Origin of the sequence: Plesiomonas sp. PI-19 (assembly GCF_021368255.1) — a bacterium.
In the GTDB taxonomy this organism is placed as follows: domain Bacteria; phylum Pseudomonadota; class Gammaproteobacteria; order Enterobacterales; family CAMTGL01; genus Plesiomonas; species Plesiomonas shigelloides.
Window position 1 is genome coordinate 296,556 of sequence record NZ_JAJNMQ010000002.1, and the last position, 15,945, is coordinate 312,500.

Here is a 15,945-nt window from a genome sequence, read left to right on the forward strand (position 1 = left end):
TCAATGGCTTATTTATTAATGGCTCGTCATTTAATAAACCGCTAAACAAAACGTTTAATAAAAAGAAGAACCAAACTAACCAGAGCAAAAGCAATTATCGTCAACACCTATTTTTTAACTGCTTAACTGTTTAACTTTATATTCACGTCGCATCGCATGGGTTTAACGTTAGTCTCATCCCTACAGCCCAACAATAAAAATACGCTCAAGTTTTATTAATTTTCTGACTTGTTGGTGCACTTGGCGAGTTACGTATTAAAAACGGCTCTTCCCTCACATTACGTGAAAATTAACATCCACCTTACAAAAATAATCTAGATACATCGGATGTCATTTATTCTCGCCAGCTACAACTACCCGATACACAGCACAACAAATTGCAATACACATTTTTATTTGGACGCTTAACTTACCGGTATCCCGCTTCATTATTTTGTTTGATTGTTTTTATAGATAAGAATGATTGGTAAAACCTGACATCATTTCGTTTTAAAGAGGGCTATGCTGGTTCAGATTTTTAGCGAAGGAATGATATTCATGTCAGAACAAAAAAATGAACACAGCCATAAACTGACCACCGCATTTGGCGCGCCGGTACCTGATAACCAAAACGTAATGACTGCTGGACCGCGCGGCCCGTTGCTGATGCAAGATGTCTGGTTCCTGGAAAAACTGGCGCACTTTGATCGCGAAGTGATCCCAGAGCGCCGTATGCATGCCAAAGGCTCTGGCGCGTATGGCCATTTCACCGTGACCCATGACATTACTGCCTATACCAAAGCCAGCCTGTTTGCTGAAATCGGCAAAAAAACCGAAGTATTCGCGCGTTTCTCCACCGTAGCCGGTGAGCGCGGCGCGGCAGATGCGGAGCGGGATATTCGTGGTTTTGCGCTGAAATTCTATACCGAGCAAGGCAACTGGGATCTGGTGGGTAACAATACCCCGGTGTTCTTCTTAAAAGATCCGCTCAAATTCCCTGATTTGAACCATGCGGTAAAACGCGATCCGTACACCAACATGCGTTCTGCCAATAACAACTGGGATTTCTGGACACTGCTGCCTGAAGCGCTACACCAAGTGACCATCACCATGAGTGACCGCGGTATTCCGGCCTCATACCGTCATATGCACGGCTTTGGTAGCCACACCTACAGCTTTATCAATCAGGATAATCAGCGCTTCTGGGTGAAATTCCACTTCCGCACCCAGCAAGGCATCAAAAACCTGACTGATGCCGAAGCAGCCGCTATCGTGGCAAACGATCGTGAAAGCTTCCAACGTGATTTGCTGGAAAGCATTGATAAAGGCGACTTCCCGCGCTGGACCTTGTATGTGCAGATCATGGAAGAAAAAGCCGCTGAACAGTATCACGTAAACCCGTTTGACCTGACCAAAGTCTGGTCCCACAAAGACTATCCACTGATTGAAGTGGGTGTGCTGGAGCTCAACCGTAACCCAGATAACTACTTTGCCGAAGTGGAACAAGCCTCCTTCGCGCCAAGCACTATCGTTCCAGGAATTGGCTTCTCACCAGACAAAATGCTGCAAGGCCGCCTGTTCTCCTATGGCGATGCCGCGCGCTACCGTTTAGGCGTTAACCACCACCAGATCCCGGTTAACGCACCGCGCTGCCCGGTGATGTCATTCCACCGTGATGGCGCAATGCGCGTAGACGGTAATGGCGGTCGCACGCCAAGCATTCAGCCAAACAGCTACCAGCGTTGGGAACAGCAACCAACATTCGCCGAGCCACCACTGGCCATCAATGGCGATGCCGATCACTACGACCACATGTTGGGCGATGATCCATTCCAACAACCGGGAGATTTGTTCCGTTTGATGAGCGCCGATGAGCAGCAGCGTCTGTTCGAGAATACCGCTCGCGCGATGACCGGTGTGGACGAGCACATCAAGTGGCGTCATGTGTGTAACTGCTATCGTGCCGATCCGGCTTACGGGATGGGGGTTGCCACTGCATTAGGATTGGATATGAGCCAGTGCCCTCATCACGGCTGATCTCATAACGATGCTCATGGTCATGGCTATGGATGCCATGACCACAAGTTCTAATACCATAAGTGCTAACATCGTGAGTTCTTAACACAAGGCCCACCCGCTTTTGCGAGGTGGGCCTTGTTATTAGAGGTATGCAGTTACTCAAGACATGGTGCTATTAGAGACCGGCTTGCAACGAAATCGTTACTCAGATCCATAAAGACCAATCACCTTGGGTTATACGTCGCCACGCGGCGGCACTGGCAACGCGGCAAACAAGGTCTCGAGAATAAACGCCCGATCGCGCGCCAAACAAACCCGCTCAGGGAAATTCAGCCAGTTAATAATATAGCCATCAATGGTGCAATGCATAAAAGTGGCATAACGCGCCGCATCCAGTTCGGCGGGCAGTTGACCACAAGCTTTAGCATGCTCGAGTACCGCGCGCAGATCGCTGAAAAATCCCGCTGAGTGCTGGCTCATGTAGGCGCGGATGTCCTGATTATCGCTTTCCTGCACATCGGCGCTAAACAGCAGACGGAACATATCGTGCAACACCGGCTCCGAGACAATATTGCTCAGCACCGCATCCAAAAACTCACGTAACCGCCCGAGCGGATCGGATTCTTGCTCTTGCACACACGCGCGTAGCTGCGCCGCCAATGGCGTGCACAACTCTTCCCACAATTCGGTAAATAGCTGCTCTTTATTCGCAAAATGCCAATAGATAGCTCCGCGCGTCACGCCGGCCGCTTGCGCAATATCGGATAACCGCGTTTGTGCTAAGCCACGCTGGCAAAATTGCGCCAACGCGGTGTGCATAATGTGGCGCCGAGTTTCCTGTGCTTCTTCTTTGGTTTTTCTGGCCATAATCTGTTAGAGAAACGGAAAATACGCTCTGACAAGGCAACCCTACTCACCTGCCTCCACTATCTCGGCATCCTCACATTGCCCTCGTGTAACTCCGTGTAATAGCAGCTGACCAAATGAGATACAGCTCGCTGAATTTGCCATTGTAACGCAGTAATCCTGAATTTTCCGGCCGATTTATGTCTCATTATGTGTGACATGCTGCCTGTTAATTCACCCGCACCCGTTACATACATTCATGAATGTATGTATATTATAGATCCCGAACCAAGGTGCCAATCGGAAGCTTCTCCGTACGTGCCTACCATGGAAGACAGAGGCTGTAATTTTCTATGCAAACCATGCAAAAACGACCTTTCGCTTATGCCACGCTCCTGACCGTGCTGACGGCCAGCTTGCTGACCGGCTGTAAAGAAGCCCCTCCCGAAGGAGGACGCCAGATGCCACCAGCGGCGGTGGATGTTGTCACACTACAACAAGCGCCCTTGCAACTGACCACCGATCTCACCGGTCGCACCTCGGCGTTACGCATTGCCGAAGTGCGCCCACAAGTGAGCGGATTGATCCTCAAGCGTCTGTTCACCGAAGGCAGTGATGTTAAAGCCGGTGATGTGTTGTACCAGATCGATCCCGCGCTGTATGAAGCCGATGTCGCCTCAGCCAGTGCCGCGCTTGCGCGCGCCCAAGCCAGTGCCCGCACCGCAGACTTGCGTCTGAAGCGTTATGTCAATTTGCTGCAAAAACATTCCATCAGTAAGCAGGAATACGATGACGCCGATGCCCAGCGCAAACAAGCGCAAGCCGATGTGCTCGCTGCGCAAGCTAACCTCAAGCGCGCGCGCATCAATTTAGGCTACACCAAGATCACCGCACCAATCGGTGGCCGGATCGGCACCTCAGCGGTAACCGAAGGCGCGCTGGTCACCGCCCAACAGGGAGTGGCACTAACCACCATCCAGCAGCTTGACCCTATGTATGTGGATGTTCGCCAGTCCACCGCCGATCTGCTGCGCCTCAAGCAATGGGTCGCCAGCGGCAAAGTGACGGCGCAAAATCCAAACGAAGCGCCTGTCTCCCTGTTTTTGGAAGATGGCAACGCCTACCCGCAAGCGGGCGTGTTGCAATTTTCCGATGTTACCGTGGATGAAAATACCGGCATGGTCAGCCTGCGCGTAGTGGTGCCAAACCCACAGCAATTGCTGATGCCTGGGATGTTTATCCGCGCACGCTTAAGCGAAGGGGTACGTGAAAATGGTCTGCTGGTGCCACAAGTGGCGGTCAGCCGCACCCCTAAAGGCGGTGCTTCCGTGCTGGTGGTGGATAGCGATAACAAAGTCAGCCCACGCGATATTCAAGTCAGCCGCATGATCGGAACAGATTGGGTGGTCGAATCCGGTTTGAAAGCCGGTGAGCGCGTGATTATCGCCGGTTTGCAAAAAGTCGCCCCAGGCGCGCAGGTCAACCCAACTGACAAAACCGCCGCCGCCAGCCAGAGCGCGACGCCGGCTCCCGCCACCGAGGGCAGCAGTAACGGAGTAGCCCACTAATGGCCCGATTTTTTATAGACCGACCGATTTTTGCCTGGGTGATCGCGCTAGTGATCATGCTAGGCGGTGCGCTGGCGATTCTTAAATTACCCGTGGCGCAATACCCAACCATTGCGCCCCCCGCGGTCAGCATTATGGCCAGCTATCCGGGCGCCTCGGCAAAAACCGTGGAAGACTCGGTGACGCAGGTCATCGAGCAGAACATGACCGGCTTGGACAACCTGCTGTATATGGCGTCGCAAAGTGACTCGGCGGGGAATATTTCGCTGACCCTGACTTTCCAGCCAGGCACAGACTCCGATATTGCCCAAGTGCAGGTGCAAAACAAACTGCAACAAGCGATGTCGTTGTTACCGCAAGAAGTGCAGCAGCAAGGGATCCGCGTACAGAAAACCTCCAGCAGCTTCCTGATGGTCATGGGGCTGATCTCAACCGATGGTAGCCAGACCGGACAAGATTTATCCGACTATCTGGTCAGTAACATCAAAGATCCGCTCAGTCGCTTAAACGGCGTTGGTGATGTCACCGTGTTTGGTAGCCAATACGCGATGCGCGTCTGGCTCGATCCCAATAAATTGAACCGCGTTGGCCTAACACCAACAGATGTCTACAACGCCATTCGCACCCAGAACGCGCAAGTGGCCTTCGGTAGCCTCGGCGGTGCGCCAGCGGTGCCCGATCAGCAGTTCTCCGCCACCATCATGGGGCAAACTCGCCTTTCCAGTCCGCAGGAATTTGAAAATATCCTGCTGCGAGTCAGCGCTGATGGCGGCAAAGTACTGCTCAAAGACGTCGCGCGCGTTGAGCTCGACAGTGAAAGCTATGGCGCAGATGCGTTTTACAACGGTCAGCCGGTAGCCGCACTGGCAATCAAACTGGCTACCGGTGCTAACGCCCTGCAAACAGCGGACAGCGTGCGTGCCAAGATTAACGAGCTCTCGGCTTATTTCCCGACCGGAGTCGAGATCGTTTATCCGTATGACACCACTCCGTTTGTGAAAATCTCCATTGAAGAAGTAGCACAAACCCTGCTCGAAGCGATCGTGCTGGTATTCTGCGTGATGTACCTGTTCTTGCAGAATTTCCGCGCCACGTTGATCCCCACCATCGCGGTGCCGGTCGTTCTGCTCGGTACTTTTGGCGTCATGGCTGCGTTCGGTTTTTCCATCAACACCCTCACCATGTTCGGCATGGTGCTGGCGATCGGCTTGCTGGTGGATGATGCCATCGTGGTGGTGGAAAACGTTGAGCGTCTGATGAGCGAAGAAGATCTGTCGCCGCTCGAAGCGACTCGCAAATCGATGGATCAGATCACCGGCGCGCTGGTCGGGATTGCCTTGGTGCTGTCGGCGGTATTTATCCCGATGGCCTTTTTTGGCGGCTCCACCGGCGCTATCTATCGCCAATTCTCGCTGACTATCGTCTCCGCCATGGTGCTGTCGGTACTGGTGGCTCTGACCTTGACCCCAGCGCTATGTGCAACCTTGCTCAAACCGCTAAAACACGGTGAATTCGGTGCGCAAAAAGGCTTTTTCGGTTGGTTTAACCGCACCTTTGATGCTGCTAGCCAGCATTATCAATCTGGGGTGCGCAAAATCATCCGCCAAGCCGGCCGCTACGCCATTATCTATTTAGGGATGTTAGTGGCCTTGACCGTCCTGTTCATCCGCATGCCGACCTCCTTCTTACCGGAAGAAGATCAGGGCGTGGTGATGTCGATGGTGCAACTGCCGGTGGGTGCGACCAAAGAGCGAACCGAAGCGGTGCTGGCCAAGATGTCTAACTACTTCTTAGAGAAGGAGAAGGATAACGTCGAATCTGTGCTGACCGTCTCTGGCTTTAGTTTCGCCGGTAGTGGCCAAAACAGCGGGATGGCGTTTATCAAGCTGAAAGATTGGAGCGAGCGTCCGGGCGAAGCGCGCAGTGCCGATGCGATCATTGGCCGTGCGATGGGCTACCTATTCAGCATTAAAGAAGCGCAAGTATTCGCCTTCAACCTACCATCGATTCCTGAACTGGGTACCGCCACCGGTTTTGACTTCTATCTGCAAGATCGCGCCGGTCTGGGACACGAACGCTTAATGGCGGCACGTAACCAATTACTCGGCATGGCTGCACAAGACCCGACACTTACGCGCGTGCGTCCTAACGGAATGGAAGACACCCCGCAGTTAGATATCAACATTGACTACGAAAAAGCACTGTCACAAGGGCTAGCAATCAATGATATCAACACCACACTCTCGAGTGCGTGGGGCTCGGCGTATGTGAACGACTTCCTCGACCGCGGTCGTATCAAGAAAGTGTTCATGCAGGCCGACGCACCATTTCGGATGACGCCACAAGATCTGAACTTGTGGTATGTGCGTAACGCCCAAGGACAGATGGTACCGTTCTCCTCGTTTGCATCGACCGAGTGGGGCTTTGGCTCTCCACGTCTGGAGCGTTATAACGGCGTTCCGGCCATGCAGATTGTCGGGGAAGCCGCACCGGGCCGCAGTACAGGTGAAGCTATGGCGGCAATTGAGAAAATCGTGCAGCAACTGCCAGAAGGTGTCGGCATCGAGTGGACCGGACTTTCCTATCAGGAACGCCAAGCCGGCTCGCAAGCGCCTGCGCTGTATGCCATCTCCCTACTGGTGGTGTTCTTGAGCTTGGCTGCGCTGTATGAAAGCTGGAGTATTCCGTTCTCCGTCATGCTGGTGGTACCGCTCGGGGTGTTGGGTGCGATTTTGGCTGCCAACCTGCGCGGGCTGGAAAATGACGTGTACTTCCAAGTTGGCTTGCTCACCACCATCGGGTTATCGGCGAAAAACGCCATCCTGATAGTTGAGTTTGCCAAAGAGCTGTATGACAGCGGCATGCACTTAAGTGACGCAGTCGTGGAAGCGGCGCGCCAACGTCTGCGACCTATTCTGATGACCTCGCTGGCCTTTATCCTCGGGGTATTGCCACTGGTGATCAGTACTGGCGCTGGCGCCATGAGCCGTAACGCCATCGGTACCGGTGTGATGGGCGGGATGATCAGTGCCACAGTCTTGGCCATTTTCTTCGTCCCGATCTTCTTTGTGGTGATCATGCGTTACTTCACCAAGAAAGCGGTGCAGGAGTAAAATGCCACGCTAAATCATGATGACAAAAAGCCCGCATAAAATGCGGGCTTTTCTTTTTAGCCGCTTAAACGCTCACTAAAGCAAACTTACTCACCAAAAACGGCAATCTCTTTTTTGCCATCGTTACCAATTGCGCCGCGGTACATCCCGGCGGTGTTAAAGGCCATGGTGTAGTCACCTTTTGCGTCCAACACAATCACGCCGCCGCTGCCATCAATCGCTTTGACTTCATCCAACGCATTATTAGCTGCCGTCGCCAATGGCGTTTTATTGTATTTCACTTGCGAAGCAATGTTGTACGCCGTCGCCGTACGGATAAACTTCTCACCACTGCCGGTAGCCGACACCGCCACGGTATTGTTATCCGCATAGGTACCGGCACCAATCAGCGGTGAATCACCGACACGACCATAACGCTTGTTGGTCATGCCGCCCGTTGACGTACCAGCCGCCAGATTGCCCGCTTTATCCAGTGCTACCGCGCCGACTGTACCGAATTTGTAGTCATACATCAGCGGATCGTAGGTGTAAGCAGTTTTCCCATCGTGATCCAGCACCACTTGCTCTTTCTCAATGGCCTTTTGCAACTGCTTCCAGCGATGTTCAGTTCGGAAATAGGCCGGATCAACGGTCTCTAATCCTTCTTTTTTAAGGAAAACTTCCGCTCCGTTTGACACCATCAGCACATGTGGGCTGCGGGTCATTACGGTATATGCCGCATTAATCGGGTTTTTAATGGTGGTCACGCCAGCCACTGCCCCCGCGGCCAATGTCTTACCATCCATGATTGAGGCGTCCAACTCGTTGCGACCATCATGGGTAAACACTGCGCCTTTACCGGCATTAAACAGCGGTGAGTCTTCCATCACGTTAATGGCGCGCTGTACCGCATCCAAACTTGTACCACCGCTTTCCAACACTTTATAACCAGCCTGCAGCGCTTCATCCAACTTAGCCTTATATTCAGCTTCTTGCTGCGGCGTAATTGTTGATTTAGCAATGGTGCCGGCACCACCGTGGATCACCAAACGAATCGGTGACTCCGCAGCCAACGTAGCCGCAGAAAATAAGGAGGTTGCCAGCAAGGCAGAAGTGAGTAACGAACGTTTCATACAGCATCCTTGGTATGTGTTATTAGTCGGAAAGAAAACGATTTCGTCGCCAATATCATTCAGCGCACGAGACTGTATGATGTAACACGATTACATTGGCACTGTGGCGATAAAATGCACAAACTTTGAACACCCACTTAATTTTTCATTATTAAATAAGATAATTATCTTTTATTCACAAAGTGATATGCATACATATCAACTCTATTAATCCTGAAATATTTATGAATGAATATCACTTAAAAACAAAAATACAACAAGCGTGCACACGTATACACACATGCACTTACGCGCATGAATTACGTGAGCTCTAATAATTAACATGGGGAATATTGATGAACAGCAATCCGATTAATACAAACAGTAATCGTTTTAATACAAACAGTAATCGTTTTAATAAACTCCCCCTCAAAATTTAGTGGTTCTTGCATGGTTTTATTCATCAACGCTTCCCTTTTATCCATTATCTTTCACTTCGCGAATCATTAGCCCATAAAGCCTACGACGCCAGCAACTGAACACCTAATTGCCCAGCCAATAACCACATAATCACGCCCACCGTCAAATCAATGACTCGTTTAATTTTCGGCTTACGTAGCACAGGTGAAAACCGCGCAGCCCCTAACGATAAACCGGTAAACCACATGCAAGATGCAAGCAAACAGCCGAGCGCAAACCACCAACGTTCATGGCCAAGCAACTGATTCCCTATCGAGCCTAAGATCACCACTGTATCAAGATACACGTGCGGATTAAGCAAGGTAACCGCTAAGGTCGCCCCAATCACCGCCAGCCCTAACGTTATCCCCTGCACCAATGCAGACATAAATAGCTTCTCCTTCTTTAATGTCATCTTCACCATGAGCAGAATAGAAAACCGTGCTAGGTTAATAAAACTAATACTATTTATTCATCATTAGCCAAACTGATTGAGAAGGATGTGAGATGCGCGGACTGGACTATCAATGGCTCGAAGCATTAGATGCCATTGTGCAGCACGGTGGTTTTGATAAAGGAGCCCAAGCGCTGTTTATCACGCAATCGGCCATTTCCCAGCGTATCAAACAATTGGAGAAATGGTTGGCGCAGCCAATATTGATACGTGAAACACCACCAAAACCAACGGCAATAGGGCGACACTTATTAGGGTTTTACCGACGGGTACAGCTAATGGAATCTGAGCTGTTGCCCACGCTGACACCAAAGGGCGAAGATGAGCCGCTGCCCGTCGCAATTGCAACTAACGCAGACAGCCTAGCCACGTGGCTATTACCCGCACTCGCTCCCGTGCTGCAAGAGGGGCGAATTTTGCTGAATTTGATGATTGATGACGAAAGCCGAACACTCAAACGAGTGCGAAGTGGCGAAGCGATTGCGGCCATCAGCAGCGAACCTATGCCGTTAGCCGGCTGCATCAGCGATAAACTCGGTACTCTGGAATACCTTTGTGTTGCCGCACCGCATTTTATCAATCGCTACTTTCATGATGGTATTGACTCACTTAGCCTCACTCGAGCGCCTGCAATCGTGTTCGACCAACATGATGACATGCATGCAGATTTTCTAGCACAGCACTTTACCCTGCCATCCGTCAGCTGGCCACGCCATGTGGTGCGCTCTTCTGAAGCCTTTATCGCCTTAGCAACACAAGGGGTGGCTTACTGTTTGATCCCCGAAGTCATGATCCAACAGGAATTACAAACCGGCATGCTGGTCAATCTGATGCCAGGGAAAAGTGTGAAACGAACACTGTACTGGCATCGCTGGGCACTCGAAAGCGGTGTATTGGCACAAATCTCTCAGCAATGCATTGAGCATGCTCGGCGGGTTTTGGCGCAATAACGCAATGAAAATATGAAGACTTATCGAGAGCGAACTCTTATAAATAAGCACTCGCTCTCGTTTGAATTTAGCACCCCATAATTAAGCCGACACGCCATTCAGTTTGCTGATGCAAGATGCAAAGAGCTGCACACCGTGCGTTAATACCGACTCATCAAAATCAAAATCCGCCTCATGATGACCGGCAGCAATATCCGCACCCAACACAATATAGGCAGCCTGACCGCCACAATGCTGTACACGACGAACCAGTAATGTAGCGTCTTCACTGCCCCCAAATGATTTTTCTACTAGAGTTAATCCCAACTCCTCAGAGGCAATATTGGCCAGCAATTCGGTCAACAAAGGATCGTTATACAAGTCGGTGGCTTCACCTGCAACTTCATACTCAAATCGCAGATCAAAGCCAAGAGCAATCCCCTGCGCGATAGACAACGCACGCTCTCGCATAAATCGGTTAATAGCTTCGGTTTCACCCCGCACTTCCAACTGTAACTTTGCACATGTTGGAATGATATTCCGCCCTTCACCGGCATGCAGCATGCCAATATTTATACGTGACATCCCCTCACCGTGACGAGGAATGGCCAAAAGCTGAGTAACACAATGACAAGCTCCCGCTAGCGCATTGGCCCCCAAATGTGGATTCACTCCAGCATGAGCTGGCGCGCCATGAAACGTGAAATCAAGTTTCGTGGTACACAAAAAATCTGTTGGCGCGACAGCCACGCAGCCACTAGGTACTCCCATGCCAATATGTGCAGCGAGAAAATAATCGCTGTCATCTAAAATTCCCCCCTCAGCAACCGGTTTAGCCCCGCGGACGCCCTCTTCTGCGGGTTGAAAAACCAATTTTATTTTGCCGCACAACTGCGCTTTGGCACGCATAATCCACTGCGCTAAACCCAGTCCCATCGCAATATGACCATCATGCCCGCACGCATGCATATCGCCTGGGTGCTTAGACGTAAAGCCCACTAGAGCTGGAATATGCGACTCATCGTCTGACTCGGAAACCGCCACGCAATCAATATCAAAACGTAACGTAGTAATCGGTCCAGCACGGCCACTATCCCATACCGCAACGCAACCGGTCAGCCCATCCATCTCATCGAGCAAGGTTTGAGAGATGCCTGCCGCTTGTGCACGAGCCAGACTAGCCGCCACCTCATTATCATTACGACCTAAAATATACTCGCTAGACAAAAATTCTGAGGCAGTTAGCACATCCCAGCCCATATCACGTAGCTGTGTAATAATTTTGGCCGTGGTCATAAACTCACCCCAACCACGTTCTGGGATCTGATGAAACGCACGGCGCCATTGTTGTAATTGATTTAATTCAGACATAGGGCCTCCGTTTATAAGAAGAACAATGCAATAAATAATACCGCCACAATCATGCCTGGTGCGGTACGTTTAGCGATCTCTAAAGGGTTTACGCCAGCAAGACCTGCACAAACAATCGCAGCACCAGCCAGCGGTGACATGTTGCGCCCCAGTGCCGAAGCCAGCATAACACCTGCACCTAATGTATTTACTTCATAGCCGAACATATTGGCATGTGGCGTAACTGCTTCATTAAATGCAAAAGCTGTCGCATCACCCGTTCCAGTAATTAGCCCCATAAAAAATGGCCCTAATGTTCCTCCCCAGCGAGCGAATTCAGGAGAGTGAGTCAATACTTGAATAAACTCACGAATAATACCAACTGAAGTTAAGCCTTCAATAAATACTGCAGCAGCAATAATAATCCCCAGAATATTGGCATAAGATGAACCCATACCGTCAAAGAAACTGGTCGTTAAACAGCTTGGGCTAGATTTGCTGACAAATAGTGCGTACAAAGAGCCAATAATCATGGCCGCAGGGACACTCAATTTCGTACCGCCAAGCCAGCCTAACTCCGTGGCTACAAGTAATAATACCGGTAAAAATGGAGCTATAGATTTAAGATAGAAGAATGTGTCACGTGATAACTGGATCGTCGCTGCGTCACCATTGTCAGCATCGACATTTTTCTCTGGGTCAACATAATTAACTTCTTTCATGAATAGCGCGACAGCTGTCAGACAAATAGCACAAATAACGCCACACGCAATTGTGATAGGTGCATGGTAAAACACAAACTCCATTAAAGGCGTTTTTGATATATTGGCAATAAATGCGTTATGTGCCACACCAGGATTCAAATAAGCACCTAACGTACCGGATAATACAGCCCCGCCAGCAATCGCAGGATGAATTCGTGCAGCAATCAATAATGGGATCAGTGTTGCACCTACAGCTGCAGAAGCTCCCGCTGCGGAAGGAATTGCAATGCAAACGACAAATGTTACTGCAACTGCGGCAGGAATTAAGAATACGCCTAATTTAGATAACCCACGCGTTAATAACTGCACCAAACACACATCACATCCTGTGTATTTCATCACATAGGCAAACCCCATACTGGAGCAAATGGATTCAATTAAACCCGACGTAGTCATCCGCGTAGTGAATGCCGTAAATGCATTCATTGGCGATAAAGCTATCAGGCATAATAGAATACCTGCCCCTATCAAGGTGGTGCGAGTATCATATTGTTTAATCAATAAGACGATGGTCGCAATTAAAATCGCGATCCCTAAAATCAGCATCCACATACCAATACTCCCTCATTGTTGGCTCCACTCCAGTGTTGTTCGATTTTTGCCCATTAAATATTGACCCAGCGCAATAAACTTAAACGTGCAAAGATGCTATTACTCTTAGGGCTATCAAAAAAGCTGATAGGGGGGATGTAATGCGCTACCTGCCAAAAATGCAGCAAATTAAAGTATTTAGTGAGGTGATCCAGTGCGGAAGTATTCGTGCGGCAGCTCGCAAAATGAATCAGTCACAACCTACGCTAACTCGTACACTCAAAGAGCTGGAGTACCATCTCGGCGCTACATTGCTGATACGAACTAGCGAAGGTGTTAGTCTGACCGATGCAGGAAAGTCCTTTGCTATACGGGCACGTTTAATTCTGGAAGAAATAGAAAAAGCGGCGTTAGAGGTTGAGCAAATAAATAATCAGACCTATGGCAAAGTCGCATTCGGAATCTCATCCCTTTTTGGTGTAACCATATTAAATAACGTTCTCACTGACTTTAGAAAAGAACATGCCAAAACAGAAGTTAATATTAAGGAGGCACAACTTTCAACACTTCTTCCCTGTTTACGTGAAGGGCAGCTAGATTTTGCACTTGGAACGCTCACTGAAGATATGCCCTTAGGCGATTTTATTGCTGTAAGCTTGTTTAAAGCCCCATTCAGTATCGTCGCCAGAAAGAATCATCCGCTACAAAATTGCTCCTCACTAGAACAACTAGCTACGGCTAAGTGGCTATTACCTGAAACACAAATGGGATATTACCATTATATCCGCAGCTTCATTCCCTTTAATCACCCGGATAATCCTTACGCACCCGTTTTTACTGATTCTACCGTGTGCATTATGAATCTGGTTATGAATGATGATTATTTGACTATTTTATCGCAAGCTCGATTACAAGAACCGCGATTTAAGGGCGTTTTAAGTGCTCTTCCTATCAGTGAACATCTGTTACCTATTAGTCAATATGGGCTTATTTATCCACGCAAACGACCATTAACTGTTGCGGCACAAGCAATGGTAGAGCATTTTCGTCGACACTGCCAATCGCATAATTGGGCGCCACAGTCAATGCTAAGTGAAAATATAAATATTCAGTATCCATAGCAGACGGAGAAAAATAAACTTGGCTATTTTTATATAGCAAATAAACACATACAGGGAAGAGAAGGTAAGAGAACAACGGAAAGAAAAGGAACGGAAGGAAGCAAAGAATAAAAACAAAATTTCCAAACGCAAAAAGCCCATCCGTTAGGATGGGCTCTTCACTTATTTGATGCCTGGCAGTTCCCTACTCTCGCATGGGGAGACCCCACACTACCATCGGCGCTACGGCGTTTCACTTCTGAGTTCGGCATGGGGTCAGGTGGGACCACCGCGCTATCGCCGCCAGGCAAATTCTGTTTCTCTATCGCGTACACTACTTGTGTCTCGCGCCAGAGTTAAAATCTAAAAACAAGCTGTATAACTGATATGTTGTTCTTTGAACAAGTAACTGTGACTTCATTCATCCAACATCACTTTGGCGTTGTATGGTTAAGCCTCACGGGCAATTAGTACAGGTTAGCTCAACGTATCGCTACGCTTACACACCCTGCCTATCTACGTCGTAGTCTCCAACAACCCTTTAGGAGGCTTTAAGCCTCAGGGATGACTCATCTCGGGGCAAGTTTCGCGCTTAGATGCTTTCAGCGCTTATCTCTTCCGCATTTAGCTACCCGGCAATGCCACTGGCGTGACAACCGGAACACCAGAGATGCGTCCACTCCGGTCCTCTCGTACTAGGAGCAGCCCCCCTCAATCATCCAACGCCCACGACAGATAGGGACCGAACTGTCTCACGACGTTCTAAACCCAGCTCGCGTACCACTTTAAATGGCGAACAGCCATACCCTTGGGACCAACTTCAGCCCCAGGATGTGATGAGCCGACATCGAGGTGCCAAACACCGCCGTCGATATGAACTCTTGGGCGGTATCAGCCTGTTATCCCCGGAGTACCTTTTATCCGTTGAGCGATGGCCCTTCCATTCAGAACCACCGGATCACTAAGACCTACTTTCGTATCTGCTCGACCTGTCCGTCTCGCAGTTAAGCTAGCTTCTGCCTTTGCACTAACCGCATGATGTCCGACCATGCTTAGCTAACCTTCGTGCTCCTCCGTTACTCTTTAGGAGGAGACCGCCCCAGTCAAACTACCCACCAGACACTGTCCGTATCCCGGATTACGGGACAACGTTAGAACATCAAACATTAAAGGGTGGTATTTCAAGGTCGGCTCCACGCAAACTGGCGTTCACGTTTCAATGCCTCCCACCTATCCTACACATCAAGGCTCAATGTTCAGTGTCAAGCTATAGTAAAGGTTCACGGGGTCTTTCCGTCTTGCCGCGGGTACACTGCATCTTCACAGCGATTTCAATTTCACTGAGTCTCGGGTGGAGACAGCCTGGCCATCATTACGCCATTCGTGCAGGTCGGAACTTACCCGACAAGGAATTTCGCTACCTTAGGACCGTTATAGTTACGGCCGCCGTTTACCGGGGCTTCGATCAAGAGCTTCGCTTTCGCTAACCCCATCAATTAACCTTCCGGCACCGGGCAGGCGTCACACCGTATACGTCCACTTTCGTGTTTGCACAGTGCTGTGTTTTTAATAAACAGTTGCAGCCAGCTGGTATCTTCGACTGAGTTCAGCTCCATCCGCGAGGGACTTCACCTACCATCAGCGTGCCTTCTCCCGAAGTTACGGCACCATTTTGCCTAGTTCCTTCACCCGAGTTCTCTCAAGCGCCTGAGTATTCTCTACCTGACCACCTGTGTCGGTTT

10 protein-coding genes and 2 rRNA genes (1 of these 12 cut by a window edge) are annotated in these 15,945 nt (G+C 49.9%); 5 read left to right on the forward strand and 7 right to left on the reverse strand.

The features are described 5' to 3' along the window. Positions 1-537 precede the first annotated feature (537 nt). Positions 538-2,016: a catalase gene (locus LQ901_RS16215; RefSeq protein ID WP_039044974.1), complete on the forward strand. Its 1,479-nt coding sequence runs from the start codon at positions 538-540 to the stop codon at positions 2,014-2,016. Between the two features lie 216 nt (positions 2,017-2,232). Here LQ901_RS16215 and LQ901_RS16220 read toward each other — a convergent pair whose 3' ends face one another. Beyond that, a complete protein-coding gene (locus LQ901_RS16220; RefSeq protein WP_039044973.1) occupies positions 2,233-2,865 on the reverse strand; it encodes a TetR family transcriptional regulator in 633 nt (210 codons plus the stop codon). A gap of 341 nt (positions 2,866-3,206) precedes the next feature. Here LQ901_RS16220 and LQ901_RS16230 point away from each other — a divergent pair, with 341 nt between their 5' ends. Next, positions 3,207-4,412 carry an efflux RND transporter periplasmic adaptor subunit gene (locus tag LQ901_RS16230; protein ID WP_370635690.1) on the forward strand — a complete coding sequence of 402 codons (1,206 nt, stop codon included), beginning with the start codon at positions 3,207-3,209 and terminating at the stop codon, positions 4,410-4,412. After that, positions 4,412-7,525: an efflux RND transporter permease subunit gene (locus LQ901_RS16235; protein WP_010863084.1), complete on the forward strand. Its 3,114-nt coding sequence runs from the start codon at positions 4,412-4,414 to the stop codon at positions 7,523-7,525. Before LQ901_RS16230 ends, LQ901_RS16235 begins: the two co-directional genes overlap by 1 nt. Positions 7,526-7,611: 86 nt before the next feature. On the opposite strand, the gene LQ901_RS16240 is transcribed toward LQ901_RS16235, so the two are convergent. Both LQ901_RS16240 and LQ901_RS16245 read right to left on the reverse strand, forming a co-directional pair. Beyond that, entirely contained in the window at positions 7,612-8,637 is a 1,026-nt protein-coding gene (locus tag LQ901_RS16240; protein WP_152135704.1) for an isoaspartyl peptidase/L-asparaginase family protein, read from the reverse strand. A 499-nt stretch (positions 8,638-9,136) separates the two neighbouring features. After that, positions 9,137-9,463: a LysE/ArgO family amino acid transporter gene (locus LQ901_RS16245; RefSeq protein ID WP_230405870.1), complete on the reverse strand. Its 327-nt coding sequence runs from the start codon at positions 9,461-9,463 to the stop codon at positions 9,137-9,139. 119 nt (positions 9,464-9,582) lie between these two features. On the opposite strand from LQ901_RS16245, the gene LQ901_RS16250 reads away from it, so the two are divergent. Further along, positions 9,583-10,479 (forward strand): LysR family transcriptional regulator ArgP, encoded by an 897-nt coding sequence (locus LQ901_RS16250; RefSeq protein ID WP_233672446.1) that lies wholly within the window; start codon positions 9,583-9,585, stop codon positions 10,477-10,479. 81 nt (positions 10,480-10,560) lie between these two features. On the opposite strand, the gene LQ901_RS16255 is transcribed toward LQ901_RS16250, so the two are convergent. After that, positions 10,561-11,829, reverse strand: coding sequence for an amidohydrolase (locus LQ901_RS16255; protein WP_152135707.1), 1,269 nt, complete (start codon positions 11,827-11,829; stop codon positions 10,561-10,563). A gap of 11 nt (positions 11,830-11,840) precedes the next feature. Then, the gene (dcuC, locus tag LQ901_RS16260) at positions 11,841-13,124 is read right to left on the reverse strand and encodes a C4-dicarboxylate transporter DcuC (protein WP_233672447.1); all 1,284 of its coding nucleotides are present in this window, start codon (positions 13,122-13,124) and stop codon (positions 11,841-11,843) included. A 140-nt stretch (positions 13,125-13,264) separates the two neighbouring features. Here dcuC and LQ901_RS16265 point away from each other — a divergent pair, with 140 nt between their 5' ends. Then, positions 13,265-14,224 carry a LysR family transcriptional regulator gene (locus LQ901_RS16265; protein WP_233672448.1) on the forward strand — a complete coding sequence of 320 codons (960 nt, stop codon included), beginning with the start codon at positions 13,265-13,267 and terminating at the stop codon, positions 14,222-14,224. A 171-nt stretch (positions 14,225-14,395) separates the two neighbouring features. On the opposite strand, the gene rrf is transcribed toward LQ901_RS16265, so the two are convergent. After that, positions 14,396-14,511 (reverse strand): 5S ribosomal RNA (gene rrf, locus LQ901_RS16270). Between the two features lie 138 nt (positions 14,512-14,649). After that, positions 14,650-15,945: ribosomal RNA gene (locus LQ901_RS16275) — 23S ribosomal RNA — on the reverse strand; it runs 1,608 nt beyond the window's last position.

Bases quoted from the DNA above. Each gene is read 5' to 3' on its own strand.
- LQ901_RS16250 (WP_233672446.1), top strand. From the start codon at position 9,583: ATGCGCGGACTGGACTATCAATGGCTCGAAGCATTAGATGCCATTGTG.
- dcuC (WP_233672447.1), bottom strand. From the start codon at position 13,124: ATGTGGATGCTGATTTTAGGGATCGCGATTTTAATTGCGACCATCGTC.
- LQ901_RS16220 (WP_039044973.1), bottom strand. From the start codon at position 2,865: ATGGCCAGAAAAACCAAAGAAGAAGCACAGGAAACTCGGCGCCACATT.
- LQ901_RS16255 (WP_152135707.1), bottom strand. From the start codon at position 11,829: ATGTCTGAATTAAATCAATTACAACAATGGCGCCGTGCGTTTCATCAG.
- LQ901_RS16245 (WP_230405870.1), bottom strand. From the start codon at position 9,463: ATGTCTGCATTGGTGCAGGGGATAACGTTAGGGCTGGCGGTGATTGGG.
- LQ901_RS16215 (WP_039044974.1), top strand. From the start codon at position 538: ATGTCAGAACAAAAAAATGAACACAGCCATAAACTGACCACCGCATTT.
- LQ901_RS16235 (WP_010863084.1), top strand. From the start codon at position 4,412: ATGGCCCGATTTTTTATAGACCGACCGATTTTTGCCTGGGTGATCGCG.
- LQ901_RS16230 (WP_370635690.1), top strand. From the start codon at position 3,207: ATGCAAAAACGACCTTTCGCTTATGCCACGCTCCTGACCGTGCTGACG.
- LQ901_RS16240 (WP_152135704.1), bottom strand. From the start codon at position 8,637: ATGAAACGTTCGTTACTCACTTCTGCCTTGCTGGCAACCTCCTTATTT.
- LQ901_RS16265 (WP_233672448.1), top strand. From the start codon at position 13,265: ATGCGCTACCTGCCAAAAATGCAGCAAATTAAAGTATTTAGTGAGGTG.